25 protein-coding genes are annotated in these 23082 nt (G+C 57.9%); 12 read left to right on the top strand and 13 right to left on the bottom strand.

The window, feature by feature from the left end; translation table 11 throughout:
• Nucleotides 1-69: 69 nt before the first annotated feature.
• The gene (locus DWB67_RS08890) at nt 70-1095 is read right to left on the bottom strand and encodes a substrate-binding domain-containing protein (protein ID WP_119807172.1); all 1026 of its coding nucleotides are present in this window, start codon (nt 1093-1095) and stop codon (nt 70-72) included.
• A gap of 175 nt (nt 1096-1270) precedes the next feature.
• On the bottom strand, nt 1271-2176 hold the full coding sequence (gene thyX, locus DWB67_RS08895) for an FAD-dependent thymidylate synthase (RefSeq protein WP_119807173.1): 906 nt from the start codon (nt 2174-2176) through the stop codon (nt 1271-1273).
• 141 nt (nt 2177-2317) lie between these two features.
• Between thyX and DWB67_RS08900 the strand changes: the two genes are divergently transcribed.
• Complete coding sequence (locus DWB67_RS08900) at nt 2318-2746, top strand: VOC family protein (protein ID WP_119807174.1); 429 nt, start codon at nt 2318-2320, stop codon at nt 2744-2746.
• 42 nt (nt 2747-2788) lie between these two features.
• Here the strand turns inward: DWB67_RS08900 and DWB67_RS08905 are convergent, their stop codons facing one another.
• From DWB67_RS08905 to DWB67_RS08915, 3 genes are all read right to left on the bottom strand, one after another.
• Nucleotides 2789-3244 (bottom strand): MarR family winged helix-turn-helix transcriptional regulator, encoded by a 456-nt coding sequence (locus tag DWB67_RS08905; protein ID WP_119807230.1) that lies wholly within the window; start codon nt 3242-3244, stop codon nt 2789-2791.
• A 176-nt stretch (nt 3245-3420) separates the two neighbouring features.
• The gene (locus tag DWB67_RS08910; protein ID WP_255418608.1) at nt 3421-3732 is read right to left on the bottom strand and encodes a succinate dehydrogenase assembly factor 2; all 312 of its coding nucleotides are present in this window, start codon (nt 3730-3732) and stop codon (nt 3421-3423) included.
• Nucleotides 3725-4069: a helix-turn-helix domain-containing protein gene (locus tag DWB67_RS08915; RefSeq protein WP_119807175.1), complete on the bottom strand. Its 345-nt coding sequence runs from the start codon at nt 4067-4069 to the stop codon at nt 3725-3727. The genes DWB67_RS08910 and DWB67_RS08915 overlap by 8 nt, the downstream gene beginning before the upstream one ends.
• Before the next feature lie 81 nt (nt 4070-4150).
• Between DWB67_RS08915 and DWB67_RS08920 the strand changes: the two genes are divergently transcribed.
• Nucleotides 4151-5353, top strand: a complete 1203-nt coding sequence (locus DWB67_RS08920) for a pyridoxal phosphate-dependent aminotransferase (protein WP_119807176.1) — start codon at nt 4151-4153, stop codon at nt 5351-5353.
• A 54-nt stretch (nt 5354-5407) separates the two neighbouring features.
• Entirely contained in the window at nt 5408-5794 is a 387-nt protein-coding gene (locus DWB67_RS08925) for a host attachment protein (protein ID WP_182911533.1), read from the top strand.
• Between the two features lie 186 nt (nt 5795-5980).
• Here the strand turns inward: DWB67_RS08925 and DWB67_RS08930 are convergent, their stop codons facing one another.
• Nucleotides 5981-6763 (bottom strand): 3-hydroxybutyrate dehydrogenase, encoded by a 783-nt coding sequence (locus tag DWB67_RS08930; RefSeq protein ID WP_119807178.1) that lies wholly within the window; start codon nt 6761-6763, stop codon nt 5981-5983.
• A gap of 322 nt (nt 6764-7085) precedes the next feature.
• On the opposite strand from DWB67_RS08930, the gene DWB67_RS08935 reads away from it, so the two are divergent.
• The 4 genes from DWB67_RS08935 to DWB67_RS08945 all read left to right on the top strand — a co-directional run bounded on the left by DWB67_RS08935 (nt 7086) and on the right by DWB67_RS08945 (nt 10471).
• Nucleotides 7086-8888, top strand: coding sequence for an extracellular solute-binding protein (locus tag DWB67_RS08935; RefSeq protein ID WP_119807179.1), 1803 nt, complete (start codon nt 7086-7088; stop codon nt 8886-8888).
• Complete coding sequence (locus tag DWB67_RS18300; RefSeq protein WP_255418609.1) at nt 8888-9019, top strand: hypothetical protein; 132 nt, start codon at nt 8888-8890, stop codon at nt 9017-9019. The genes DWB67_RS08935 and DWB67_RS18300 overlap by 1 nt, the downstream gene beginning before the upstream one ends.
• Nucleotides 9019-9354, top strand: coding sequence for a hypothetical protein (locus DWB67_RS08940; RefSeq protein ID WP_119807180.1), 336 nt, complete (start codon nt 9019-9021; stop codon nt 9352-9354). The genes DWB67_RS18300 and DWB67_RS08940 overlap by 1 nt, the downstream gene beginning before the upstream one ends.
• 229 nt (nt 9355-9583) lie before the next feature.
• A complete protein-coding gene (locus DWB67_RS08945) occupies nt 9584-10471 on the top strand; it encodes a cation diffusion facilitator family transporter (protein WP_119807181.1) in 888 nt (295 codons plus the stop codon).
• Here DWB67_RS08945 and xth read toward each other — a convergent pair.
• Complete coding sequence (gene xth / locus DWB67_RS08950) at nt 10468-11253, bottom strand: exodeoxyribonuclease III (protein WP_119807182.1); 786 nt, start codon at nt 11251-11253, stop codon at nt 10468-10470. The genes DWB67_RS08945 and xth overlap by 4 nt on opposite strands.
• A 52-nt stretch (nt 11254-11305) precedes the next feature.
• On the opposite strand from xth, the gene DWB67_RS08955 reads away from it, so the two are divergent.
• Entirely contained in the window at nt 11306-11842 is a 537-nt protein-coding gene (locus DWB67_RS08955; RefSeq protein WP_119807183.1) for a hypothetical protein, read from the top strand.
• Here DWB67_RS08955 and DWB67_RS08960 read toward each other — a convergent pair whose 3' ends face one another.
• The gene (locus DWB67_RS08960; protein WP_119807184.1) at nt 11843-12166 is read right to left on the bottom strand and encodes an iron-sulfur cluster assembly accessory protein; all 324 of its coding nucleotides are present in this window, start codon (nt 12164-12166) and stop codon (nt 11843-11845) included.
• Nucleotides 12167-12242: 76 nt separating this feature from the next.
• On the opposite strand from DWB67_RS08960, the gene DWB67_RS08965 reads away from it, so the two are divergent.
• Both DWB67_RS08965 and DWB67_RS08970 read left to right on the top strand, forming a co-directional pair.
• Nucleotides 12243-13406, top strand: a complete 1164-nt coding sequence (locus DWB67_RS08965) for a deoxyguanosinetriphosphate triphosphohydrolase (protein WP_119807185.1) — start codon at nt 12243-12245, stop codon at nt 13404-13406.
• A gap of 59 nt (nt 13407-13465) precedes the next feature.
• A complete protein-coding gene (locus DWB67_RS08970; protein WP_119807186.1) occupies nt 13466-13888 on the top strand; it encodes an OsmC family protein in 423 nt (140 codons plus the stop codon).
• 54 nt (nt 13889-13942) lie between these two features.
• Here the strand turns inward: DWB67_RS08970 and DWB67_RS08975 are convergent, their stop codons facing one another.
• The gene (locus DWB67_RS08975; protein ID WP_119807187.1) at nt 13943-15538 is read right to left on the bottom strand and encodes a peptide chain release factor 3; all 1596 of its coding nucleotides are present in this window, start codon (nt 15536-15538) and stop codon (nt 13943-13945) included.
• Nucleotides 15539-15755: 217 nt separating this feature from the next.
• Here DWB67_RS08975 and DWB67_RS08980 point away from each other — a divergent pair, with 217 nt between their 5' ends.
• On the top strand, nt 15756-17105 hold the full coding sequence (locus DWB67_RS08980) for a hypothetical protein (protein WP_119807188.1): 1350 nt from the start codon (nt 15756-15758) through the stop codon (nt 17103-17105).
• A 160-nt stretch (nt 17106-17265) separates the two neighbouring features.
• Here the strand turns inward: DWB67_RS08980 and DWB67_RS08985 are convergent, their stop codons facing one another.
• The 4 genes from DWB67_RS08985 to DWB67_RS09000 all read right to left on the bottom strand — a co-directional run bounded on the left by DWB67_RS08985 (nt 17266) and on the right by DWB67_RS09000 (nt 22207).
• The gene (locus tag DWB67_RS08985) at nt 17266-17691 is read right to left on the bottom strand and encodes a universal stress protein (RefSeq protein ID WP_119807189.1); all 426 of its coding nucleotides are present in this window, start codon (nt 17689-17691) and stop codon (nt 17266-17268) included.
• On the bottom strand, nt 17684-20488 hold the full coding sequence (locus tag DWB67_RS08990) for a TRAP transporter permease (protein ID WP_119807190.1): 2805 nt from the start codon (nt 20486-20488) through the stop codon (nt 17684-17686). Before DWB67_RS08990 ends, DWB67_RS08985 begins: the two co-directional genes overlap by 8 nt.
• Before the next feature lie 78 nt (nt 20489-20566).
• Nucleotides 20567-21532: a TAXI family TRAP transporter solute-binding subunit gene (locus DWB67_RS08995; RefSeq protein WP_370453580.1), complete on the bottom strand. Its 966-nt coding sequence runs from the start codon at nt 21530-21532 to the stop codon at nt 20567-20569.
• A gap of 93 nt (nt 21533-21625) precedes the next feature.
• Complete coding sequence (locus tag DWB67_RS09000; RefSeq protein ID WP_119807191.1) at nt 21626-22207, bottom strand: uracil-DNA glycosylase family protein; 582 nt, start codon at nt 22205-22207, stop codon at nt 21626-21628.
• Nucleotides 22208-22380: 173 nt separating this feature from the next.
• Between DWB67_RS09000 and DWB67_RS09005 the strand changes: the two genes are divergently transcribed.
• On the top strand, nt 22381-23034 hold the full coding sequence (locus DWB67_RS09005) for an ABC transporter ATP-binding protein (RefSeq protein WP_119807192.1): 654 nt from the start codon (nt 22381-22383) through the stop codon (nt 23032-23034).
• Nucleotides 23035-23082 lie beyond the last annotated feature (48 nt).

Below are 23082 nucleotides of genomic sequence, written 5' to 3' on the forward strand. Positions count from 1 at the left end.
GGCTGTTCCTTGCTGGAAAGGGAAAAAGACGGGCCGCACGGCAATCTGCCGCGCGGCCCGAAGACCATTTTATTGCATCGTCGCTTCGTCAGCGACAGCGGTCTGGGTTGCTTCGAGTTCGGGATCCGACACCAGACCATATTCGGCTAGCGGGCCGTCGGGACCTGCAATCTCGTCCGAGACGAAGAATTCAGCGAATTCCTTGACGCCCGGGATTTCGGCAATGTGGGCTTTTTTCACATACATGAACAGCGGGCGCGACACGGGATATTCGCCCGAAGCGATGGTCTCGGTCGACGGCAGGACGCCCGACATGGTCGCAACCTGCAGCGTGTCGGTGTTGTTCTCATAGAATGACAGACCGAAGACACCGATACCATTGGGCGAGCTGTTGATGCGTGCCAGCGTTTCCGTGTAATCGCCGTCGATGTCGACCGATTTGCCATCGGTGCGCAGCGTCATGCAGGCAGCTTCGGCGTCGTCTTCGCCCATTTCGGCGGTAAAGACCTCAAGCGCGCCGCTGTCTTCACAACCCTGCAGGATGACTTTTTCCTCGAACACTTCGCGGGTGCCGTGACGGGTGCCCGGAACGAAGGCCAGAATTTCCTGATCGGCCAGATCGGGGTTCACTTCCGACCAGTTGGCGGCGGTGTTGTCGACGATCTTGCCGTCCTGAACGACCTTGGCCGACAGAGCCTTGAACCAGTCGGTCGGGGTGAATTCGAAAGCATTGCCGTCAGCCAGGTTCGCGAAGACGATCCCGTCATAACCGATGCGGACTTCCATGATGTCGGTCACGCCGTTGGCTGCGCATTCCTCGACTTCGCTGTCGCGGATCGAGCGGCTGGAGTTGGCGATGTCGATGGTGTTTTCACCGACGCCTTCACAGAAACGGCGCAGACCGGTGGACGAACCGCCAGATTCCACGACCGGCGTGCCAAAATCGCTGTTTTCACCGAAGAGTTCGGCCACGATGGTCGAATAGGGCAGCACGGTCGAGGACCCTGCAACCTGCACCTGATCACGGGCAGCAGCAGCACCAGCCGTCAGGGCGATGACGGAAATTGCGGTTGCGGTAAAGCCGATGGTCTTCATTTGTGTTCTCCGAAACTGGATTGAACTGAATGTCATGACGGCAGGGTTAGTAACTTCAGGTGACGGCTATGTATGATTTTCGTGACAATTATATGACAGCGCGACTTGGTGCCAAATATGAAAAAGCCCCCGCATCTTTCGATACGGGAGCCGTTCATCAGCAATTATTGGCGTTTTAGCCCCAAGCCTCTTGGAATTCGCGCCATTCGCGTGCGCTCATTCCGCTGTCTTCTTGTGTGACAGTCTCGCCTGCAAGGCGACGTTTCAGGACGGTTGCGGCCTGCGCCGACAGGCTGACGGCATCCATCCGGTAATCGCGGAAGGCACCATAAGCCGCCGGAACCCAGTCCTTGACGATGTCGCACATGACATCCGCATAGGCGCGGATCTCGTATTGTGCGTGGCTGTCGGCACGCAGGCGCAAGAAGTGCAACAGGTTGTGCAGATCGACCTTCCAGTACCACTGCGTATAGATATTGGTCGGCAGATTCATCCGTGCCAGTTCGCGCGCCAAGCCTTGCTGCCCGTCCTGTGACAGCATGGATTCGTAATTGTCATAGCTGCGCATCGAATCCTCACGCAGCAGGTTCAACACGCGCTGCGCTTCCTCGCCCTGCAGGACCTGACCGCGGCCTTGATGGTTCTGGCTGGATTGCGCGGCCAGCTGATCCTCGGCCGGAATATAGAATTCACGGTCCATCACCGAATAGCGCCCGGAATATTCGTTGATATTGGCGGTGCGGTGGCGGATCCACTGGCGGGCGACAAAGACCGGCAGCTTGACGTGCAGCTTGACCTCGCACATTTCGAACGGCGTCGAATGCCAGTGGCGCATCAGATAACGGATCAGACCTTCGTCGTTCTGGACCGACTTGGTGCCCGTGCCATAGCTGACGCGCGCTGCCTGACAGATGGCAGCGTCATCCCCCATATAATCGATCACGCGAACAAAGCCGTGGTCCAGCACCGGATGGGCGGTATACAGATGTTGTTCCATGCCCTCGGCAACGGCCCGCAAAGTCTGGCGGGGGGATTGGCGTTGGCTGTCGATCTCGGCCTGCTGTTCGGGCGTCAGGGGCATGGCGGTCCTCTTGGATGGAAGGCCTTCCTTTGACATGCGGGGGCGACGCTTTCAACTGTCGCGGAACTGCTTCGTCCGCCGAATGTTGCGCACGGAGAAACCGCGTGACAGTCTGCGCGACGAAAGCGACAGGAGATATCTATGAAAATCCGCTATTTGCACACGATGCTTCGCGTCAAGGATCTGGAAAAGACGATGGCGTTTTTTAATCTGCTGGGTTTGCAGCAGACAAAGCGCATCGATAACGAGGAAGGCCGCTTTTCTTTGGTCTTCATGGCGGCTGAAGGACAGCCCGAATGCCCCGTTGAACTGACCTATAACTGGGATGGCGACGAAGGCTTGCCCTCGGACAGCCGTCACTTCGGGCATCTGGCCTATCGGGTCGAAAATATCTATGACCTGTGCCAGACCCTGATGGATGCCGGCGTGACAATCAACCGCCCGCCGCGCGACGGCCATATGGCCTTTGTCCGCAGCCCCGACAACGTCTCGATCGAGCTGTTGCATGCCGGTAAGCCTTTGCCCCCGCAAGAGCCTTGGGCCAGCATGGAAAACACCGGTCACTGGTAAAAAAACCGTCGCGCGCAGCCGTGGGGTGCGCGCGGTGACACGCTAATAGATATAGCGGATCTGATCCGTCCAGAAACGTTCGATCCGGCGGTTCTGCAGATTGACCAGATCCAGCATCGGGTCCTCTAGCACTCCCGACATGGCCAGTCCCTTGGCGTGACGGATGAACATCTGGCGCACCATGTCGCGGACCATCTGGCCTTCTTCGGACAGACGGACCCGCACAGAACGACGATCGGAATCGCAGCGTTCGTGGTGGATATAGCCCATCGCCACCAGCTTTTTCAGATTATAGCTTACGTTTGATCCCTGATACATACCGCGGGACCGCAACTCTCCGGCTGATACCTCGGCCTCGCCCAGATTATACAGGATCATCGCCTGTACGGGCGTCAGATCGCCGTGATGCAGGCGTTCGAATTCGTCCTTGATCATATCCAGCATCAGCCTGTGCATCCGTTCCAGCAGCTGCAAGGATTCCAGATAGGCCGAGGTCATATCCGACACGACATCGGCGGTATGGGAATGATCGGTCGTCGGGCGCGTTTCGCGTGGGGCGGGTGCGAGCATGGCGGTAAGATGTCCTGTCCTGTTCGTCATGACCTGACAATCGCGGATAAATGACAATCTTCAGTTAATTTACCCCCGCCCCATGCGTGGATTTCAGAACAATTTTATCTATCTGCTGAAAACCGCGCGTTGGCGTGATGTGAAATGCGGTCCAGCAGCGGCGCGAACATCACCGAGGCAGGATCGCGGATGCCTGCTTCATCTTCACCGATACGCGCCGTGACCCACAGATACAGGTCCTGATCGTTTTCACCCAGCATGCGTTCATACAGGTTCAAATCATCTGCTGATAAATCTGCCAGATGATCATCCGCGAAATGGCCCAGAATTAGGTCCATTTCCTTCATACCACGACGCCAACTGCGCATATGCAGCCGCTTTAGCCGGTTTTCGGGGGTTTCCATCGTCTCAGCCATGACCCAAAGCCTCTTCCAAGCGTTCCACGCGGGCGCAGGCTTCTGCCAGCAACTGGCGTAATGCGCCCAGCTCCTCGCGCATCAGCGCACCCGCAGTTGTGTCTTGCGGCCCCGCGCCCTGCCCCGTCAACAGCCAAAGAACCGAGACACCCGACAGCGTGGCAATCCGCCCCAGCAAGGTGGCGGTCGGTTCATCCTGATCCACCTCCCACCCCTCCAGTGTTTCGGGGGGCAGGCCCAGCTGTCCGGCCATTTGCGCGATTTCCAGACCGGCACCTTCGCGCGCGGCCGTCAGCCGGTCACCCAATGTCGCCACCGGTTCGGCATAGCTGTCCATGTCCCCAATCCCTTACTTGTGGCAAACTTGCGTGCAGCGTATGCCAAGGCGGTCCACAGATCAAACCGACGAGGTCCTTTCATGGCATTCATTTCCAACCGGATGACCCGCATCAAGCCGTCACCCACCATTGCCATGACGACACGCGCCGCCGAACTGCGCGCCGAGGGGCGTGATATCATCGGATTATCTGCGGGCGAGCCTGATTTCGACACCCCCGAAAACATCCGCGATGCGGGCAAGGCGGCAATCGACGCCGGTCACACCCGCTATACCGCCGTTGACGGGACGCCTTCGTTCAAAAAGGCGATTGCGGATAAATTCGCGCGGGAAAACGGGCTGGATTACAAGCTGTCGGAAATTACCGTCGGAACGGGCGGCAAACAGATCCTGTTTAACGCCTTCATGGCCACGCTGGATGACAGGGATGAGGTGCTCATCCCCGCCCCCTATTGGGTCAGCTATCCTGATATGGTTCTGTTGGCGGGCGGCACGCCGGTCATTGTCGAATGCGATCTGTCGTCCGGCTTCCGCCTGACCCCCGAGGCGCTGGAGGCTGCGATTACCCCCCGCACCAAGTGGTTGATCCTGAATTCCCCTTCGAACCCGTCGGGCGCGGGCTATGACCATGCACAGATGCAGGCGCTGTGCGATGTGTTGCTGCGCCATCCGCAGGTCTGGGTCCTGACCGATGATATCTATGAACATCTGGTCTTTGACGATTTCGAATTCTGCACCCCCGCACAGGTCGAACCGCGCCTGAAGGACCGTGTGCTGACCATGAACGGGGTCAGCAAATCCTATGCCATGACCGGTTGGCGTATCGGTTATGGCGCGGGGCCCGAACCGCTGATCCGCGCCATGGCCAAGTTGCAATCGCAATCGACCTCCAACCCCAGTTCGATCAGCCAATATGCCGCCGAGGCGGCCCTGAATGGCCCGCAGGATTACATTCGCGACAGCCGCGCCATTTTCCAGCGTCGCCGCGATCTGGTGGTGGCAGGGCTGAATGACTGTAAGGGGCTGGACTGTCCGGTGCCGCAGGGGGCGTTTTATGTTTACCCTTCGATGGCAGGGTTGATCGGGACGACATCGGCGGGCGGGACCGTCATCAGCGACGACCAGACGTTCGCCAATGCCTTGCTGGATGAACAAGGGGTTGCGGTGGTTTTCGGGGCGGCTTTCGGCCTCAGCCCGCACTTCCGCATTTCTTATGCCACCAGTGACGATGTGCTGCGTGATGCTGTCGCACGTATCCGCAGCTTCTGCGACGGGTGCAACTAGGGCGCAGTGGGGCGCGTTGAGGTCATGAACGAAGACATAAGGAAAGGATCCATCATGCTGCCCCATAACACCATGGTGGTCGTCGCTGACGGCCATTCCGCGACCATATTCCGCAATACCGCCAAATACGGGCTGGAATTGTCCCCGACCGAACATCTGACGCCGAATTCCCTGTCGAACCCTGCAACCATCGCAGTCAATGACGAGGCATCCGAAAGCGAGGATCAGGACGAGGCAGATTTTGCTGTCAAACTGACGCATCGCCTGAACACGATGATGCTGCAGAACAAGCTGGACGACGTCGCGATCATTGCTGATCCATCTACGCTGGGGGTCATGCGCAAGCATTACCACAAGGAATTGCAATTCCGCCTGCGTAAAGAGGTGGCCAAGACTATGACCAATTCCGACATCCGGACCGTGGAAACCGCGCTGAACTGATTGCTGACCGATTTGAATAAAGGGCGCCCTGATCAGGGCGCCCTTTTTGCATCAGAAGATGCCCAAGACATATAGAATGATGATCACAACGACCGGAATGCCCAGAAACCAAGCGACGATACCCTTCATGGCGTTTCTCCTTACGCACAATATGACGGGTAACGCGGCCTATGGTCGCAGGTTCCCTTAAAGTGCCGTCCAGCCGCCATCGACGCTGATTGTCGTGCCGGTAATCTGGGCCGCTGCATCGCTGCACAAGAAGACCGCCGTATCGCCCAATTCATCGGTCGTGGCGAATTCCTTCGAGGGTTGGCGCTCCAGCAGAACCTTCTCGATCACCTCGTCACGGTCCATGTCGTATTTCTTCATGGTGTCGGGAATCTGCGATTCCACCAATGGCGTAAGGACATACCCCGGGCAGATGGCGTTACAGGTGATCGGCTCACGTGCGGTTTCCAGACCGGTCACCTTACTAAGCCCGACGATGCCATGCTTGGCGGCCACATAGGCCGATTTGAAAGGACTTGCCGTCAGACCGTGGGCGGATGCGATGTTGATGATCCTGCCCCAGCCCGCTTCTCGCATCACGGGCAATGCTGCCGCTGTGGTGTGGAATGCCGAAGACAGGTTGATTGCAATGATCGCATCCCATTTTTCGCTGGGAAAATCGGGGATTGCGGCAACATGCTGGATGCCGGCGTTATTGATCAGGATATCGCATGCACCTGCTTTTTCGACCAGCATGCGGCACTGATCCCCTTTGGACATATCGGCGCTGATATAGCGGACGTTGACGCCATATTCGTCCGCCAGCTTTTCGGCCAGCTGATGATCCTCGTCAGTGTCTGTAAAGCTGTTCAGCACCACGTCAGCGCCCGCTTTTGCCAGACGATGGGCCACGCCCAGCCCGATACCGGAATTCGATCCGGTGATGATTGCGGTCTTGCCAGTCAGGAATTTTTCGAACATCGGCTGCTCCTTGGGTTGGCCGCGACCTTTGGCCGTTCTGGACCTTCGGTCGATGTTGCACCCGCAGCATGGTCAAAAAAAAACGCCCGCACAAGGCGGGCGTAAGTCTTGAGGCAGGTTTCATACAGGCAAGAAACCTATCGAGCAGTAAGTCTTTTATACGCGAGGAACCGCCCGAGTCCAACAGAGTTCTTGCCCCTTTGGTTGACGCCCGCTTGGTGAGGCTGTTGTTATCATGGCCAAACAACGACAATCGGGGCCGCTGGTGATGCGAATCTTAAAAATCCTTAACAAATGCACATCGAGGGGGGCCCTGCCCGCGATGGCCGCCATGTTCGTCGGTGTTGCATCAATGCCGCTGGCAACCCTTGCAGATCCCGCGCATGGCCTTGCAATGTATGGGAAACCTGCGCTTGCCGAAGATTTTACGCATCTTCCCTATGCAAATCCCGAGGCGACAGAAGGCGGTGCGATTCGGCTGGCAGAACCGGGGGGGTTTGATTCACTCAAGCCATGGGTTCTGAAAGGAAATCCTGCATGGGGGGTCGGCATCCATGTGGCCGAGTCGCTGATGATGCGGTCGATTGACGAACCTTTTACCGTTTACGGCCTTCTGGCCGAAACAATCGACACTGCCCCCGACCGTTCATGGGTCGAATTCACCCTGCGCCCCGAGGCCCGCTTTTCCGATGGCAGCCCTGTCACTGTCGAAGATGTGATATGGTCTTACCAAACCTTGGGCACGCAGGGGCATCCCCGTTACTTGGGGGCGTGGTCGAAAGTGTCGAAAATGGAACAGACCGGCCCGCGCAGCATCCGCTTTACCTTTAACGAAATGGACCGCGAACTGCCTTTGCTGATGGGCCTGCGGCCGATTCTGAAAAAGGCCCAATGGGAAGGCCAGGACTTCAGTGATTCCAGCATGGAACCCCCGATCGGCACCGGCCCCTATGTGGTGGACCGCGTCGATCCGGGCCGTTCGATCACGTTCAAACGCAATCCTGATTACTGGGGCAAGGATCTGCCCCTGATGGCGGGGCTGAACAATCTTGATACGATCCGTTATGACTATTTTGGCGATGCCAATGCGATGTTCGAGGCTTTCAAGGCAGGCGAAGTGAACGTCTGGCGTGAACTCTCGGCGCAGAAATGGGCCAGTGAATACAACTTCCCCTTGGCCACATCCGGACAGATCGTCCAGTCGGATATCGGCAACGAACGCCCTTCGGGGATCATGGGGCTGGTGATGAACACCCGCAATCCGATCTTTGATGACTGGCGCGTGCGGCAGGCCATGATCGAGATGTTCAATTACCGCTTTATCAACAATACACTGAATGGTGGGTCGGATCCGCGCATTACGTCCTATTTCTCGAATTCTGTGCTTGGGATGGAGGATGGTCCCGCAACAGGCCGCGTGGCCGAACTGTTGGCCCCCTTTGCCCATGACCTGCCCCAAGGCACATTGGAAGGATACACCCTGCCCGAAGGCAGCGACCGTTCCATGGACCGCCCCGCCATCCGTCGCGCCATGGCGCTGATGAAGGATGCGGGCTGGACGGTTCAGGACGGACGGCTGGCCAATGATCAGGGGCAGCCCTTCACCTTTGAAATTCTGCTGAACCAGTCGGGGTCTGCCATGCGGTCGGGGTCGGAAACCCAGCAGATCGTGAATATCTATATCGAGGCATTACGCCCGCTTGGCATAACTCCGCGCATTACCCTGCTGGATTCAGCACAATATATTGAACGCACGAACAATTACCAATTCGACATGACATGGTATGAGCGTGGCTTGTCGCTGTCGCCTGGAAACGAACAGCGTCTTTATTGGGGCGCTGACGGTGTCACCACACCGGGCAGCCGGAACTGGATGGGCATGGACAGCCCCGCAGCCGAGGCGATGATTGACGCGATGGTCACCTCAAAAACCAGCGAGGATTTCACCGCCGCTGTGCATGCGTTGGACCGCGTCCTGACCGCCGGACGCTATGTGATCCCCGTCAGCTTTTCGCCCTTTTCGCGGTTGGCCCATTCGGACAGCCTAAAATATCCCCAAGAATTACCCATCTACGGAGACTGGCCGGGATTTTTACCGGAAGTTTGGTGGCAGGAGACGAACTGATGCGCATGTTTTGGGTTACATTGCTGGCCTGTGGAATACTGGCCGGATGCAACACCGTCGCCGGCGTCGGCGAGGATATTACCGGAGTCGCCCGCTGGTCCCAAGGCGGCATATCCGGAGGAGGTTATTGATGAAGTGGCACCACGTTAAAGAAAACTGGTCTGCCTTCTACGAGGCAATCATCGACAAGTGGCCTCAGGTAGATGAGAGCGACTTGGACGAGATCGACGGCGACCAGCGCGCTTTTCTTGAGTATCTAACCGAAACCACCGGTCAGGAACCCGAAGAAATCCGCGAGGAAGTCCGCGAATGGCTGATCGGAGAGATCCCGTCGGACATTGTCATGGACCCCAGCCATGACAACCATTCGATCGCGCTCAGCGCCAAATATGTGAACGAGGGCGAAGACGAATACAGCGACGATGCCGCTTTCGGGGATGATGGCGAAAGCCCCGACGACGACTGATTGCCAGACAAAGCTGCCGCCCCACCCCGATCAACAGGGTCGGGCGGCGCAATTCAAAGACCATAGAACTGGGTAATATCTGCAAGACCGACAGGATTTATTCTTGTCACATCACCGCGAAGACACGTGAATGGTATCTAATTGGCGCCAGAAGGGTTGAGGTTATGTCGGGCATCTGACAAATGCTGCCCGCTTACAGATCGGACTGACGGACAAAGGGGCCGGGACCGTGTCAAGCACTCTGAAAATCGCGTTGGGCAGTATTGTCATCGGCTTGCTGGTACTTGGCCTCAAGACGCTGGCATGGCAGGTGACCGGATCGGTCGCATTGCTATCCGATGCACTGGAAAGCACGGTGAATGTCGCCACGGCGCTGGCCGCTGTCATCGCCATCCGTGTCGCACAACGTCCCGCCGATCAGGGCCACCCTTACGGGCATCACAAAGCCGAATTCTTCAGCGCCGTGCTGGAAGGCGTGCTGATTATCGTCGCAGCCTTATTGATCCTGCACGAGGCGTGGCAGGTGTTCCAGAACCCCCGCCCCATCAGTGGCGCCGGTCCCGGTCTAGCCATCAACGCGGTGGCAGGTGTTATCAATGCGGCATGGTGCAGCGTGTTGATCCGCCACGGACGGCGCTTGCGGTCCCCTGCACTTGTCGCGGACGGCAAACATCTGTTCAGCGATGTGATTTCGTCCGCTGGGGTGATGCTGGGGGTCGGGTTGTCAGTCGCCACGGGCTGGTGGGTGCTGGACCCCGCATTGGCGATGCTGGTGGGGGTGAACATTCTCTGGTCGGGCTGGAAGGTCATGACCGCGTCGCTGTCTGGATTGATGGATGAAGCGGTGCCCCCCCAAACCCTGAACGTCATCAGGGATATTATTTCGGACAAAGCAACCGGCGCGATCGAGGCCCATGACCTGCGGACCCGTCACGCAGGCGCTGTCACCTTTATCGACTTCCATCTGGTGGTGGACGGGCACACCACGGTCTGTGACGCCCATGACATTTGCGACCGGATCGAGGCATCGCTAAAGTCGCGCCTGCCGGATGCCCAGATTACCATCCATGTCGAACCGGAACACCAAGCCAAACATTCCGGCGTTCTGGTGATTTAGGCGTCCAGCAGAACCCAGACCGGCACGTGATCACTGGGTTTTTCGCCCGCCCGCGCATCGCGGTCGACACCGGTATCCTGCATCAGATCTGCCGCTTGCGGTGACAGCAGCATGTGATCGATGCGGATACCGTCATCCTTGTTCCACGCACCCGCCTGATAATCCCAGAAAGTGAACGGCCCACGGGTGCCCCAAGGATCACGGGCACGGATCGCCTCGGTCCAGCCCTGATTCAGAATGGTGCGGAAGGCGGCGCGGCTTTCTGGCAAGAACAGCGCATCATCCACCCATTTCTGCGGGCTGGCGGCGTCGCGCGCCTCGGGGATGATATTGTAGTCGCCCAGCATGACCGCAGGCATTTCCATTGCCAGCAGTTCCGCCGCACGAAGGCGCAGACGTTCCATCCATGCCAGCTTATAGTCATATTTCGGACCGGGTACGGGATTGCCATTGGGCAGATACAACCCCGCAATCCGCACGGCCTTGTCACCAACAACTGTCGCCTCGATATAGCGGGCCTGTTCGTCACTGTCATCGCCGGGCAGGCCACGGGTCACATCCTCAAGCGGCAGCTTGGAAAAGATCGCGACGCCGTTGAACCCCTTCTGACCGTGGGTTTCGACCATCCATCCCAGGTCCTCGAAATGTTCGCGGGGGAAGGCCTCGTCGATGGATTTGATTTCCTGAAGGACCACCACATCGGCATCCGTCTGGTCCAGCCAGTCGGTCAGCGCCTGAATGCGTGCCTTCACGCCATTGATATTGAAGCTTGCGATTTTCATAGGCGCATCTTTAGCGTGGCGCATATATTTGGCAACCGGAACCGGAGAGAAGATGCCCATGTTACGCGCCCTGATCCTGATGATCGCGCTGCTGCCCACGGCCGGTCTGGCGGACAGCCGTCCTGTTACGGGCATCCTTACCAAGAACAACCCGCTGCCCGCGACGATCCCTTTGCAAGTCCGCACGATTGTCGGTCATGATTTTTTCGTGGCGTTAAGCGATCAGGACAGCGGTGAACCCGTGATCAGCGGCTACATCCGTGGGGGCGAATTCTTCCGCCTGCTGGTCCCGCCCGGCGATCATCTGGTGACGATTACCGTGGGGCAGCCTGACGACTGGCAAGGCTCGGAAAAGGGCTTTGGCACCACTATCGATACGGTGAACCTGCCTTTAACCTTTGCCATCACAGGTCGCAGCAGGCGGCAGGGGCATCAAATCACGCTGCGGATACAGGATGGCAGTTTGATGATGGCGGCTTTGCAGGATCAGGCCATTTGCCAGTTCGCCACATGGCAAAACGTGAACCCGACGCCGCCGCTGCGGGATCTGGACCTGCGCCTGACCACCCGCAGCGTTTTTTGCGGCTGATTACATCGAAAATGACGTCCCGCACCCGCAGCTGCTGGAAGCGTTCGGATTCTCGATCACAAAGCGCGCACCGATCAGCTCATCCGTAAAATCGATCACTGCGCCTGCAAGAAACGGTAGCGAAACCGGATCGACGACAACACGTTGTCCTTCGCTTTCAAGGATCAGATCATCATCCTCGGGCTGGTCGAAGCGGATGTCATACTGGAACCCCGAACAGCCGCCACCCAGCACGGCCACCCGCAAGGGCACACCGTCGCGGTCGGCATTGATCTGGGCAAGGCGCTGGAACGCGCGTTCTGTAACTTTTGGCGGCAGATTCATGGCGCTTTCCCGTTTTCGTCCCTAGGTTTGGAATATAGGCTTTCTATCTTACTCTCGCAAGGAAGGGCCCTGCCCCGTGACTGCTTTCGCGCCTTATGCCTGCCAGCCTGCCGACAGCCGCGGCCGTCTGCATGATGAAAAACTGTCGACATTCCGTTCCCCATGGCAGCGCGACCGTGACCGGATCATCCATTCCAGCGGCTTTCGCCGCCTGAAGCATAAAACACAGGTCTTTGTCGAACAGGACGGCGACGCCTATCGCGGCGATTATTTCCGCACGCGCCTGACCCATACGATCGAGGTGGCGCAGGTTGCCCGCACCATCGCCGGTGCGCTGGACCTGAACACCGATCTGGCCGAAACCGTTGCGCTGGCCCATGACCTTGGCCACCCGCCCTTTGGTCATACCGGCGAAGACGCGCTGGCGGAACTGATGGCCCCATACGGCGGCTTTGATCACAATGCCCAAGCACTGCGGATCGTGACCAAGCTGGAACGCCATTACGCCGATTTCGACGGGCTGAACCTGACGTGGGAAAGCCTTGAAGGCATTGCCAAACATAACGGCCCGATCACCGGCGATCTGCCCTATGCGCTGGCCGATGTGAATGACCAATGGGATCTGGAACTGCACACCAATGCCAGCGCCGAGGCGCAGGTCGCCGCGGTCGCCGATGATATCGCCTATAACCACCATGACCTGCATGACGGATTGCGGGCCGAATTGTTCACCGAAGCCGATCTGGCCGAACTGCCCATTATCGGTCCCGCCTTCGCCGAGGTGGACCGCCTTTACCCCGACCTTGACCCCACCCGCCGCCGGTACGAGGCATTGCGCCGCGTCTTTGGCGTCATGGTCGAGGATGTGATCGCCGTCGCCCAGAACCGTCTGGCAGGGCTGCAACCGCAGTCCGTGGATGACATCCGGAATATGGACGGCCCGATCATCCGCTTTTCCAAGCCGGTCTATCAGAACATCAAGGCGATCAAATCCTTTCTGTTCCAGCGGATGTACCGCGCGCCTTCCGTCATCGTCGAACGCGACAATGTCACCAAGATGCTGGAAGACCTGTTCCCTCTGTTTCTGGAAAACCCTGCCATGCTGCCCGATCAATGGGGCACAATGGCGCGTTCCATGAATGACCGCACCCAACAGGCACGTCTGGTTCTGGATTACGTGTCGGGCATGACTGACCGCTATGCCATCGCCGAACACCAGCGCCTGATCGGACATGACTGAACCAACAGGCATGGGCTTGCGTTGACCGGACAACATGATGAACAAGGAAGGATCTTGATATGATCACACGTACTGGTTCTGCAAAATGGGAAGGCGGCCTGAAAGAGGGCAACGGCCAGGTCTCGACGAAATCCGGCGCCCTTTCGGCGCAGCCCTATGGCTTCAACACCCGCTTCGAAGACAAGCCCGGCACCAATCCGGAAGAACTGATTGGCGCGGCCCATGCGTCCTGTTTTTCGATGGCATTGGGAATGATGCTGGAACAGGAAGGCGTATCAGGGGTCAAGATCGAAACGACCTGTGATATTTCCATGGACAAAGAGGGCGACGGTTTTGCTGTCAAGAAAGCCCATTTGACCACGACGATCGCGTCGGATGCCGATGAGGCGAAAGTTCTGGAAATCGCCGGTAAAGCCAAAGAAGGCTGCCCGATCTCCAAACTGTTGAATGCCGATATCACCATGGATGCCAAGGTCGCCTGACCTGATCCGGTTTAGAACTGCAAAACGCCGGCGCATCTGCGCCGGCTTTTTTTATCAGATCATCATTTCTTTGGTCGCAGTCAGCGTAATGTCGGGATAATCACGGTCGATCCGGTCGATATCCCACTGAAGCCGCGTCAGATAGACAAGATCGCCGTCGTGGTCATGCGCCAGATGGCCCTTGTTGGTTTCCGCGAATGCATCAACCTTGGCCTTCGGACCATTGACCCAACGGGCGCTGGTGAATTGCGATCCCTCGAAGCGGACGGGAATGCCGTATTCCAGCTCGATCCGGCTGGCCAGAACCTCGAACTGCAGGGCACCGACGACACCGACAATAAAGCCCGACCCGATCGAGGGTTTGAAAACTTTCGCGGCGCCTTCCTCGGCAAACTGCATCAGCGCCTTTTCCAGATGCTTGGCCTTCATCGGATCGGTCGCCCGCACCGATTGCAGCAGTTCCGGCGCGAAACTGGGAATGCCGGTGAAACGCAGCGCCTCGCCCTCGGTCAGGGCATCACCGATGCGCAGCTGGCCATGGTTCGGAATGCCTATGATATCACCTGCCCATGCCTCATCCGCCAGTTCGCGGTCGGCGGCAAGGAACAGCACGGGGTTCGAAATCGCCATCGGCTTTTTCGTCCGCACATGGGTCAACTTCATCCCGCGCAGGAAGTGCCCCGAGGCCATCCGCACGAATGCCACGCGGTCGCGGTGCTTGGGGTCCATGTTGGCCTGCACCTTGAAGACGAAACCGGCGACCGGCTTTTCTTCGGGGGCAACTTCGCGGTCGGCGGTATTCTGCGGCTGCGGCGGGGGACCGTATTCGCTGATCCCCTTCATCAGTTCTTGCACGCCAAAGCTGTTGATCGCGCTACCGAACCAGATGGGCGTCATATGCCCCTCAAGGAACGACTGACGGTCGAAGGCGGGCAGCAGCTCGCGCGCCATCTCGACCTCTTCGCGCAGTTTGGCCAACAGATCGGCGGGCACGCTTTCGGCCAGTTTGGGGTCGTCCAGACCATTGATGGCGATGGATTCCGCAACCTTGTTGCGGTCGGCGCGGTCCATCAGTTCCAGCCGGTCATGCAGCATGTCGTAACAGCCGATGAATTCCCGACCGACCCCGATGGGCCAGCTGGCAGGGGCCACGTCGATGGCCAGATTTTCTTGAATTTCGTCGATGATCTCGAAGGTATCGCGGGATTCGCGGTCCATCTTGTTACAGAAGGTCAGGATCGGCAGATCACGCAGGCGGCAAACCTCGAACAGTTTGCGGGTCTGTGATTCCACGCCTTTCGCGCCGTCGATCACCATGATCGCCGCATCTACCGCCGTCAGCGTGCGATAGGTGTCTTCCGAAAAATCACTGTGACCGGGCGTATCGACCAGATTGAACCGATGTCCGTCAAAATCGAATGACATTGCCGAGGCGGACACAGAAATCCCGCGATCCTGTTCCATTTTCATGAAATCCGACCGCGTACGACGCGCTTCGCCCTTAGCGCGGACCTGTCCGGCCATCTGGATCGCGCCACCGTAAAGCAGGAATTTTTCGGTCAGCGTCGTTTTACCAGCGTCGGGATGCGAGATGATCGCAAATGTCCGGCGGCGGGCGATTTCATCGGGAAGGTTGTGGCGATTGGTCATAAACTGGGCTTTATCCCGCCGAAAGCGGACTGGCAATCGGCAGTTTTATGGACCTTTTGGTCAACTCGTCAAATTTTCTGCATCATTTTGTTGAACCGTATGTGTGTTTCGAGGTTCATAAGACCACGTACCCACGGAAGTAGTCATGCATAGTTCCCTTAATCAGTTGACGCAGTCGCTCTCGTCGCGAAGCCTGGATTGGCTGCGGCAAAAGGTTATGGAACTGCCGGACCCTTGTCCGGCGGACCACCCTGATATCGGCGCATTGGCGCTTGCCACCAGGATGGCACCAGTTCTAAGCGGATATTACGGACGAACGTCACCATTAGAGGTGATTGTCCTGCGCCGCCTTACCGCCGATGTTGTGCGTGACGCCTGTCTACGCATCATTAAGGGAGAACGTGGTCAAAGCGACCAGAATCTGGTGTTGGCAAGTCGATTGGTGGCGCCCCATGACCCCATTTGCCAGATGGCCTGCGCGACGCTGGCAGATGACGGTTCCGTTTTACTGTCCACCCGTGTCATCCTTAGCGATGATCCCATGCTATGGGCGGTTGCGGAACAGGCGCTGACGCTTCCCTTGCCCGAGCTCACCGAAGATCACATCTGCTCACTGACAAAGCTGCTGATCAATATGTTCAGCAGTGGTGCAAAACGCCCGCGCCTGTCCCGTGCCAAATCTTTTACCAAAATATTTGATAATTTGCAGATCATGGCGGATTGGGCATTCGAACAGGGCTGCACCAACGCGATGGCGCTAACCGCCTTTTCCTTGCGACTTATCGACCCTGATTACGATATCAGTGAAATCATTGCCGAACTGGCACAATCACAATGCCCGGACGGATCATTCCCGGCCCAAATCGGCGAGGCGGATGACCGGCAGGATTTTGCGACGGGCAATTTGCCGACATTGCTTTGCACATTGGCGATGCATGTCTCGCTGCATTATCGCTGGCATAGGCCCGCCCCAGTGGCGACATCGGATCAGGCATACCGCGATGCCATAAAAACCTGTGCCGAAACTGCATCTGACTTATTGGCAGATCGTTGTCCGACGTTGGAACAGGCTGCGATCCTTGGCCGTGCCACAGGACGTGACTGGATCAGCAAAAGTGATGCCATTTTTGGTATTCTTTGCCCGACCGAGGCGGAAAATCTGGCGCGGATCTGCTTTCGCGATCCCGTATCGGCGCGTCACATCCGGCGCCTGATCGTCCTACCCGACATACCTGCCCCGCGCGGTATATTGAAGATCGAGGCTGACTGGCTGCGCGGTAAACCGGTGATGATAAAAGGCGCGCTGCCAAAGTCTTTGGTCGTGCTCTGGACAAGAGCAGCGAAGGCAAATGATACAACATCGTTCATGCGCTGTGTTCGTATCGCGCTGCATTTCGGCGTATGTGACGTTACGCCTCAAATCAGGATTGCTGCCAGACGGATTGCAGCGCAATCTTTGGTCTGGTCAAAGTCCGATGATCTGGACACAGTCATGCAAAAGCTGATGACATTGATCCTGTTGGCACAGCTGTTCCAACCCTGCCACCAGTTAGAGGCCGCAGCATAAGACCCCGCGTAGTAACAGCTCGCGGGGCAACTGCTTTTCGCTTCGCCGCGAGTTGCTGATTATTTCACATTGGACGCTATGCCTATAACATAGGTCGTGAAAGCATGATTGATGGACATGCAGCACACATCCGCATATCCATCAATAAAGCGCAGCGGTCCTAACGGACCACCATCACGGACACCGGTGAATGGCGCACAACAGCATTCGCATCACGGCTGACCAGAATACTGCGCAATTCATCAGGCTGATGGCTGGCCATGACAATCAGATCGGCCTGATATTTACTAGCAGCCTTCAGGATCGTCTCGGCAACGTGACCGTGACCGACATGGGTCCGGATACGCGTAGGATCGTCGAATTCGCGATCGGCAAAGATGTCCAGCGCCTCTTTCATGCCTTGCAGGATGCGGGTTTCATATCCTTTAGGCAGGAAAGTCGCGACCATCGAGCTGCCGAAATCATGAACCACCCCCAGCAGATGGATCGTGCCGGTATCCCCCGCCAGCCGCTTGGCGACCGGCAGGGCTTTTTCCCAGCTTTCCGGATGTTGAAGGTCGATGGGCAACAGGATGTTGTCATGCATGTACGTGGCCCTTCTTGCTTTGGGGAGTGGCAGGCGCGCGGCGGCGCTGTGCCCAGATCACCAGCATTAGCAGCAGGAATGCCGGAATATAGATCCAGTATTTCGATGGTGCAGCAACAGGCGCATTGACAGACAGGATCTTCTGGTCCCAATCCAGACCGGCCTTCTGCGCCGGACTGTCGAAGGCCACATTGTCGATCACAACCTGATCGCCATTGGTGATCAGATCGATACCGGCGGCAGCCAAGCGATCCTCGCCCGTGGCACCTTCCGGAACCTCTAGCAGGGCAACGAACGTGACTGGGCTGCCGATGTCATCCAGACCCGAAATATTAAGACGCAGCCCCTCGCCCACGTCGCTGTCACCAAGCGCCTGAACAAACTCTGTTGCGGGACGTTCCTGGAAGGACGGGAAGGCATATTCCCAGAAAAACCCTGGACGGAAGATGCTGAACGCAATCAGCAGCAAGGCCACGGTTTCCCAGATACGGTTACGTGTCAGGAACCAGCCTTGCGTCGCTGCCGCGAACAGCAGCATGGCGATTGTCGCGGTGACGAAGACAAAAATCCCGTGAACGAAATCGACATTGATCAGCAGAAGGTCGGTGTTGAAGATGAACAGGAATGGCAGGGCCGCGGTCCGCAAGCTGTAGAAGAAAGCGATCACGCCGGTCTTGATCGGATCACCGCCAGACACCGCCGCCGCCGCGAATGAGGCAAGCCCTACAGGTGGCGTCACATCGGCCATGATGCCGAAATAGAACACGAACAGATGCACCGCGATCAGCGGCACGATCAGACCGTTCTGCTGACCAAGCGTCACGATGACAGGGGCCAGCAGCGCTGAAACGACAATATAGTTTGCCGTCGTCGGCAGACCCATCCCCAAGATCAGCGACAGCACCGCTGTCAGGCCAAGGATGGCCAGCAGATTGCCACCCGACAGAACCTCGACCACATCGGCCAGCGCAGAACCGACGCCGGTCTGGCTGACAGCGCCGACGATGATACCGGCGGTCGCCGTAGCGATACCGATGCCGATCATATTACGCGCGCCCGAGATCAGGCCATCGACCAGATCATCAATACCCGCGCGGATCGCACGACCCGTGCTGTTATTGCCGGTGCGGTCACTGCCGCGCAGCATCACCATCAGCGGACGCTGTGTCACAAGGATAAAGATCATATACGCCGTCGCCCAAAAGGCCGACAGACCCGGCGACAGGCGGTCAATCATCAGCGACCAGACCAGCACCACGACGGGCAGGATAAAGTGCAGACCCGAACGGACCGTCGGTCCTGGCAAAGGCAGCGCGGTGACAGGGGCGTTGGGATCGTCCAGTTCCAGCGGTTCCTCGCGCGATGCGACCCACAACAGGCCGACATAGGCGGCAGTCAACAGGGCAAAGACGACATAGGGCGAGGCCTCGCCAAAGGCGGGACGGATCCAGCCCATGCCGTAATAGACTGCAATCGACAGCGCACAGATACCGGCAATGATAAACGCAGCCGACAGCAGACGTTGCAGGATCGGCGGCGGGGTATAGGCACGCGGCAGCCCCTCCATTCCGGCCTTCATCGCCTCAAGATGGACGATATAGACCAGCGCGATATAGCTAATGGTGGCGGGCAGGAAGGCGTGGCGGACCACGTCGAAATAGGGGATGCCGACATATTCGACCATCAGGAAGGCCGCGGCCCCCATGACGGGCGGCATGATCTGACCATTGACCGAGGAGGCAACCTCGACCGCGCCGGCCTTTTCGGAACTGAAGCCGACTTTCTTCATCAGCGGGATGGTGAACGTGCCGGTGGTCACGACGTTGGCAATCGAAGACCCCGAAATCAGGCCGGTCATGGCCGAACTGACCACAGCCGCTTTGGCCGGACCGCCACGCATGTGACCCATCAGCGAAAATGCGACTTGGATAAAGTAATTGCCCGCGCCCGCCTTATCCAGCAACGCGCCGAATAGCACGAACAGGAAAACAAAGCTGGTGGAGACGCCAAGCGCGATCCCGAAAACGCCCTCAGTCGTAATCCACTGGTGGTTGGCAACCTCGGTCAGGGAATTGCCGCGATGCGCGATGATCGAGGGCATATAGGGGCCAAGGAAGGTATAAACCAGAAACACGGTCGCCACGATCATCAGGGCCGGCCCAAGGCTGCGGCGCGTTGCCTCAAGCAGCAACAGGATACCCACGACTGCAACCATCAGGTCCGGTGTGATCGGCGCGCCGACACGGCGGCCCAATTCGTCGCTGTAGACAAAGACATACATCGTCACCAGAACGCTGACGATCGCAATTGCCCATTCCCACCACGGGATACGCGCTTTGGGGCTGCCCATCAGGACAGCGCCGATCAGTCCGGCAGCCGCTGCACCGATGAACCACAGCGGCATCGAGGATGGGGCGCCATAGACGAACAGACCCGACAGGATCAGCGGGACGGCAACGCCCAATGCGAACTGGAATGGTGATTTTTCAGCAGGATAGGCCATAAAGCCCAGAAACATCGCAAAGGCCAGATGCACGGCGCGTGCATCGGTGGCGCTGATGATCCCGAAGTTGAACATGAATGGAAGCGGTGACGCGATCCACAGCTGGAACAGCGACCAGCACAAAGCGACAGCCAGAATGAATTTGCCGACAAAACCCGGCGGCGTACGCGCCCCCGTGTCAGAGGAGGCAACAAGTTCGTCCAGTTCGGCCTGCGACAACTCTCCGCGGCCTGCTGCCTGCATTTCGACCGCACTGGCCTGCTGCTGGCGCTTCATCGCGTCTTTTTCGTCCATCCTGCCCCCGTTTCCGTAGGTTGTTGTTGTTTCATACTAAAAGGGCGGCCCCGAAGGACCGCCCTGCTCAGGTCTGGATTACTCGACCCAGCCCTGTTCGCGGTAATACCGCTCGGCACCCGGATGCAAGGGCGCGCTATTGCCGTCGGCAATCATCTCTTCCGGTGTCAGATTGGCGAATGCAGGATGCAGGCCCTTGAAGCGATCGAAATTGTCGAAGACTGCTTTGACAACCTGATAGACGGTTTCCTCGGGGATATCAGCCGAGGTGACGAAGGTTGCTTTGACGCCGAAGGTTTCGACGTCGTCATCATTGCCGGCATACATGCCGCCGGGAATGACCGCCTTGGCGTAATAGGGGTTTTCCTCGATCAGCTTGTCGATATCGGGACCGGCAACCGTCACCAGCTTGGACGCAACGGTCGAGGTTGCTTCCTGGATCGAGCCGTTGGGGTGGCCGACGGTATAGGTGATCGCATCAACCTGATTGTCGCCCAGTGCCGCGGATTGTTCCGCCGGACGCAATTCGGATGCCAACGAGAAATCGTCCATTGTCATGCCCATGGCACCCAGAACAATCTCCATCGTGCCGCGCGAACCCGAACCGGGGTTGCCGACGTTGACGCGCTTGCCCTTCAGGTCCTCGAAGTTGAGGATGTCGGAATCTTCACGCGCTACAACGGTAAAGGGCTCGGGGTGGACGGCGAAGACGGCGCGCAATTTGTCGAATGCATCGCCTTCGTAATCCGAGCTGCCGTTATAGGCGTGGTACTGCCAGTCGGATTGCGCCACGCCCATCGTCATATCGCCAGCTTTGATGGCATTGATGTTGGCGATGGAACCGCCCGTCGCTGGCGCGGTGCAGCGCAGGCCGGTTTCGGCGGTCTGGCGGTTGACCAAACGGCAGATCGACTGGCCGACGACGTAATAAACGCCGGTCTGGCCGCCGGTGCCGATGGTGATGAACTGTTCCTGCTGAGCCAGAACCGGCGATGCTGCCAGCGCGAAGGCAGCCCCCATCAGGATCGGTTTCAGTTTGCTCATACGGATATCTCCCTTGGTTTTGTCCGGAGAACGCATTCCAGCGTCTCCATGTCTGTGCCCAAGGTTAAAGCAACACGTAAATTTGACAAGTCATCACTGGCCCAGTTGCTGGCCGACCGCCCTTTTCAATTCCGGCAACAGCTCGGTTTCGAACCAAAGATTGCGCCGCAACCATCCGGTATTGCGCCAGCTTGGATGGGGCAGCGGGAAGACCGATGGTGCATGTGTGCGCCAGTCCAGAACGGTCTGTGTGACATTCCGCGTGCCCAGATGCCAACGCATTGCGTGCCCCCCGACCAACAGGGTCAGACGCGGTTGCAGCAGCTGCATCACTTGGTCGCGCCAGGTTGCTGCACAGATCGGCGGCGGCGGCAGATCCGACCCCTTGGCGTTATATCCGGGAAAGCAGAAAGCCATCGGCACAATGGCAATCCGGTCCAGATCATAGAAAACACCGTCATCAACCCCCATCCAGTCGCGCAGCCTGTCGCCGGAACGGTCCGTGAAAGGTCGCCCGCTGTCATGGACGCGCGCGCCCGGCGCCTGCCCTACAATCAGGATCCGTGCACCGGGCCGGAACCAGACAACCGGACGCGGCGCATGGCGCGTCGCGGTCATCGCAAAACGGTCCTGACACAGGCGACAGGCGGCTATCTGGTCGGTCAATGATGTCATCTATGTCACTTAAACTTAAATTTGCCGCAAAAAAGGGTGGCATTATCGCCCTAACAAGGCGACTTGTGCCCCAAGGGTGGACACCATCGGTTGTGCATCCTAATGTCGGGCTGTGCAGTCGAGGAAACCTGCATGGCATGCCTCGTGCTTATTTTTGCTGGTAGAACAAAGCCATGCTAGAGTTTGATAGCGTCTCCAAATCTTTTTGGACCGGAAAGCAGCATAAGATCATTCTGGATCGCGCGTCTTTTCAGGTCGAGCTGGGCAATTCCCTTGGTATTCTGGCCCCCAATGGCACCGGCAAAACGACGCTGGTCAATATGATGTGCGGCCTTGAACAACCAGATGAGGGGCGCATCAGACGCCAGTGCCGGATTTCCTTCCCGCTGGGATTTATGGGCGGTCTGGTCACACGACATACCGGCAATGAAAATGCGCGTTATATAGCGCGGATTTACGGCCTTGATCCGGATTACGTTTCGGCCTTTACACGCTGGCTGACTGATATCGACGAATATTTCGACATGCCTGTCGGCACCTATTCCAGCGGCATGCGGCAAAGGTTCAACTTCGCACTGCTTCTCGCGCTGGATTTCGACATCTACCTGATCGATGAAGGCATGCCCCAGACGACGGACGCCGAATTCAACCGCAAGGCCGGTCGGGTGCTGTTTGACCGCCTGAAGACAGCGACGACCATTATCGTGTCCCACCAGCCGCAAACCATTGAAAAATTCTGTAACCGGGCCGCGATTTTGCGGGACGGCAAATTGTACATGTTCGAGACCTTGGACGAGGCGAAGCAATACTATGACTACACCTCCTAAAGCCCGCCGTTATCACACCTCAGTCTCGGAATCAGTTACACCGGGAAC

It is taken from the genome of Paracoccus sp. JM45, from assembly GCF_003590715.1.
GTDB lineage: Bacteria > Pseudomonadota > Alphaproteobacteria > Rhodobacterales > Rhodobacteraceae > Paracoccus.

Bases quoted from the DNA above. Each gene is read 5' to 3' on its own strand.
- DWB67_RS08890 (WP_119807172.1), bottom strand. From the start codon at position 1,095: ATGAAGACCATCGGCTTTACCGCAACCGCAATTTCCGTCATCGCCCTG.
- thyX (WP_119807173.1), bottom strand. From the start codon at position 2,176: ATGCCCCTGACGCCCGAACAGCAGGCCGAGATCGACAGCCAACGCCAA.
- DWB67_RS08900 (WP_119807174.1), top strand. From the start codon at position 2,318: ATGAAAATCCGCTATTTGCACACGATGCTTCGCGTCAAGGATCTGGAA.
- DWB67_RS08905 (WP_119807230.1), bottom strand. From the start codon at position 3,244: ATGACCTCGGCCTATCTGGAATCCTTGCAGCTGCTGGAACGGATGCAC.
- DWB67_RS08910 (WP_255418608.1), bottom strand. From the start codon at position 3,732: ATGGCTGAGACGATGGAAACCCCCGAAAACCGGCTAAAGCGGCTGCAT.
- DWB67_RS08915 (WP_119807175.1), bottom strand. From the start codon at position 4,069: ATGGACAGCTATGCCGAACCGGTGGCGACATTGGGTGACCGGCTGACG.
- DWB67_RS08920 (WP_119807176.1), top strand. From the start codon at position 4,151: ATGGCATTCATTTCCAACCGGATGACCCGCATCAAGCCGTCACCCACC.
- DWB67_RS08925 (WP_182911533.1), top strand. From the start codon at position 5,408: ATGCTGCCCCATAACACCATGGTGGTCGTCGCTGACGGCCATTCCGCG.
- DWB67_RS08930 (WP_119807178.1), bottom strand. From the start codon at position 6,763: ATGTTCGAAAAATTCCTGACTGGCAAGACCGCAATCATCACCGGATCG.
- DWB67_RS08935 (WP_119807179.1), top strand. From the start codon at position 7,086: ATGGCCGCCATGTTCGTCGGTGTTGCATCAATGCCGCTGGCAACCCTT.
- DWB67_RS18300 (WP_255418609.1), top strand. From the start codon at position 8,888: ATGCGCATGTTTTGGGTTACATTGCTGGCCTGTGGAATACTGGCCGGA.
- DWB67_RS08940 (WP_119807180.1), top strand. From the start codon at position 9,019: ATGAAGTGGCACCACGTTAAAGAAAACTGGTCTGCCTTCTACGAGGCA.
- xth (WP_119807182.1), bottom strand. From the start codon at position 11,253: ATGAAAATCGCAAGCTTCAATATCAATGGCGTGAAGGCACGCATTCAG.
- DWB67_RS08955 (WP_119807183.1), top strand. From the start codon at position 11,306: ATGCCCATGTTACGCGCCCTGATCCTGATGATCGCGCTGCTGCCCACG.
- DWB67_RS08960 (WP_119807184.1), bottom strand. From the start codon at position 12,166: ATGAATCTGCCGCCAAAAGTTACAGAACGCGCGTTCCAGCGCCTTGCC.
- DWB67_RS08970 (WP_119807186.1), top strand. From the start codon at position 13,466: ATGATCACACGTACTGGTTCTGCAAAATGGGAAGGCGGCCTGAAAGAG.
- DWB67_RS08975 (WP_119807187.1), bottom strand. From the start codon at position 15,538: ATGACCAATCGCCACAACCTTCCCGATGAAATCGCCCGCCGCCGGACA.
- DWB67_RS08980 (WP_119807188.1), top strand. From the start codon at position 15,756: ATGGAACTGCCGGACCCTTGTCCGGCGGACCACCCTGATATCGGCGCA.
- DWB67_RS08985 (WP_119807189.1), bottom strand. From the start codon at position 17,691: ATGCATGACAACATCCTGTTGCCCATCGACCTTCAACATCCGGAAAGC.
- DWB67_RS08990 (WP_119807190.1), bottom strand. From the start codon at position 20,488: ATGGACGAAAAAGACGCGATGAAGCGCCAGCAGCAGGCCAGTGCGGTC.
- DWB67_RS08995 (WP_370453580.1), bottom strand. From the start codon at position 21,532: ATGAGCAAACTGAAACCGATCCTGATGGGGGCTGCCTTCGCGCTGGCA.
- DWB67_RS09000 (WP_119807191.1), bottom strand. From the start codon at position 22,207: ATGACATCATTGACCGACCAGATAGCCGCCTGTCGCCTGTGTCAGGAC.
- DWB67_RS09005 (WP_119807192.1), top strand. From the start codon at position 22,381: ATGCTAGAGTTTGATAGCGTCTCCAAATCTTTTTGGACCGGAAAGCAG.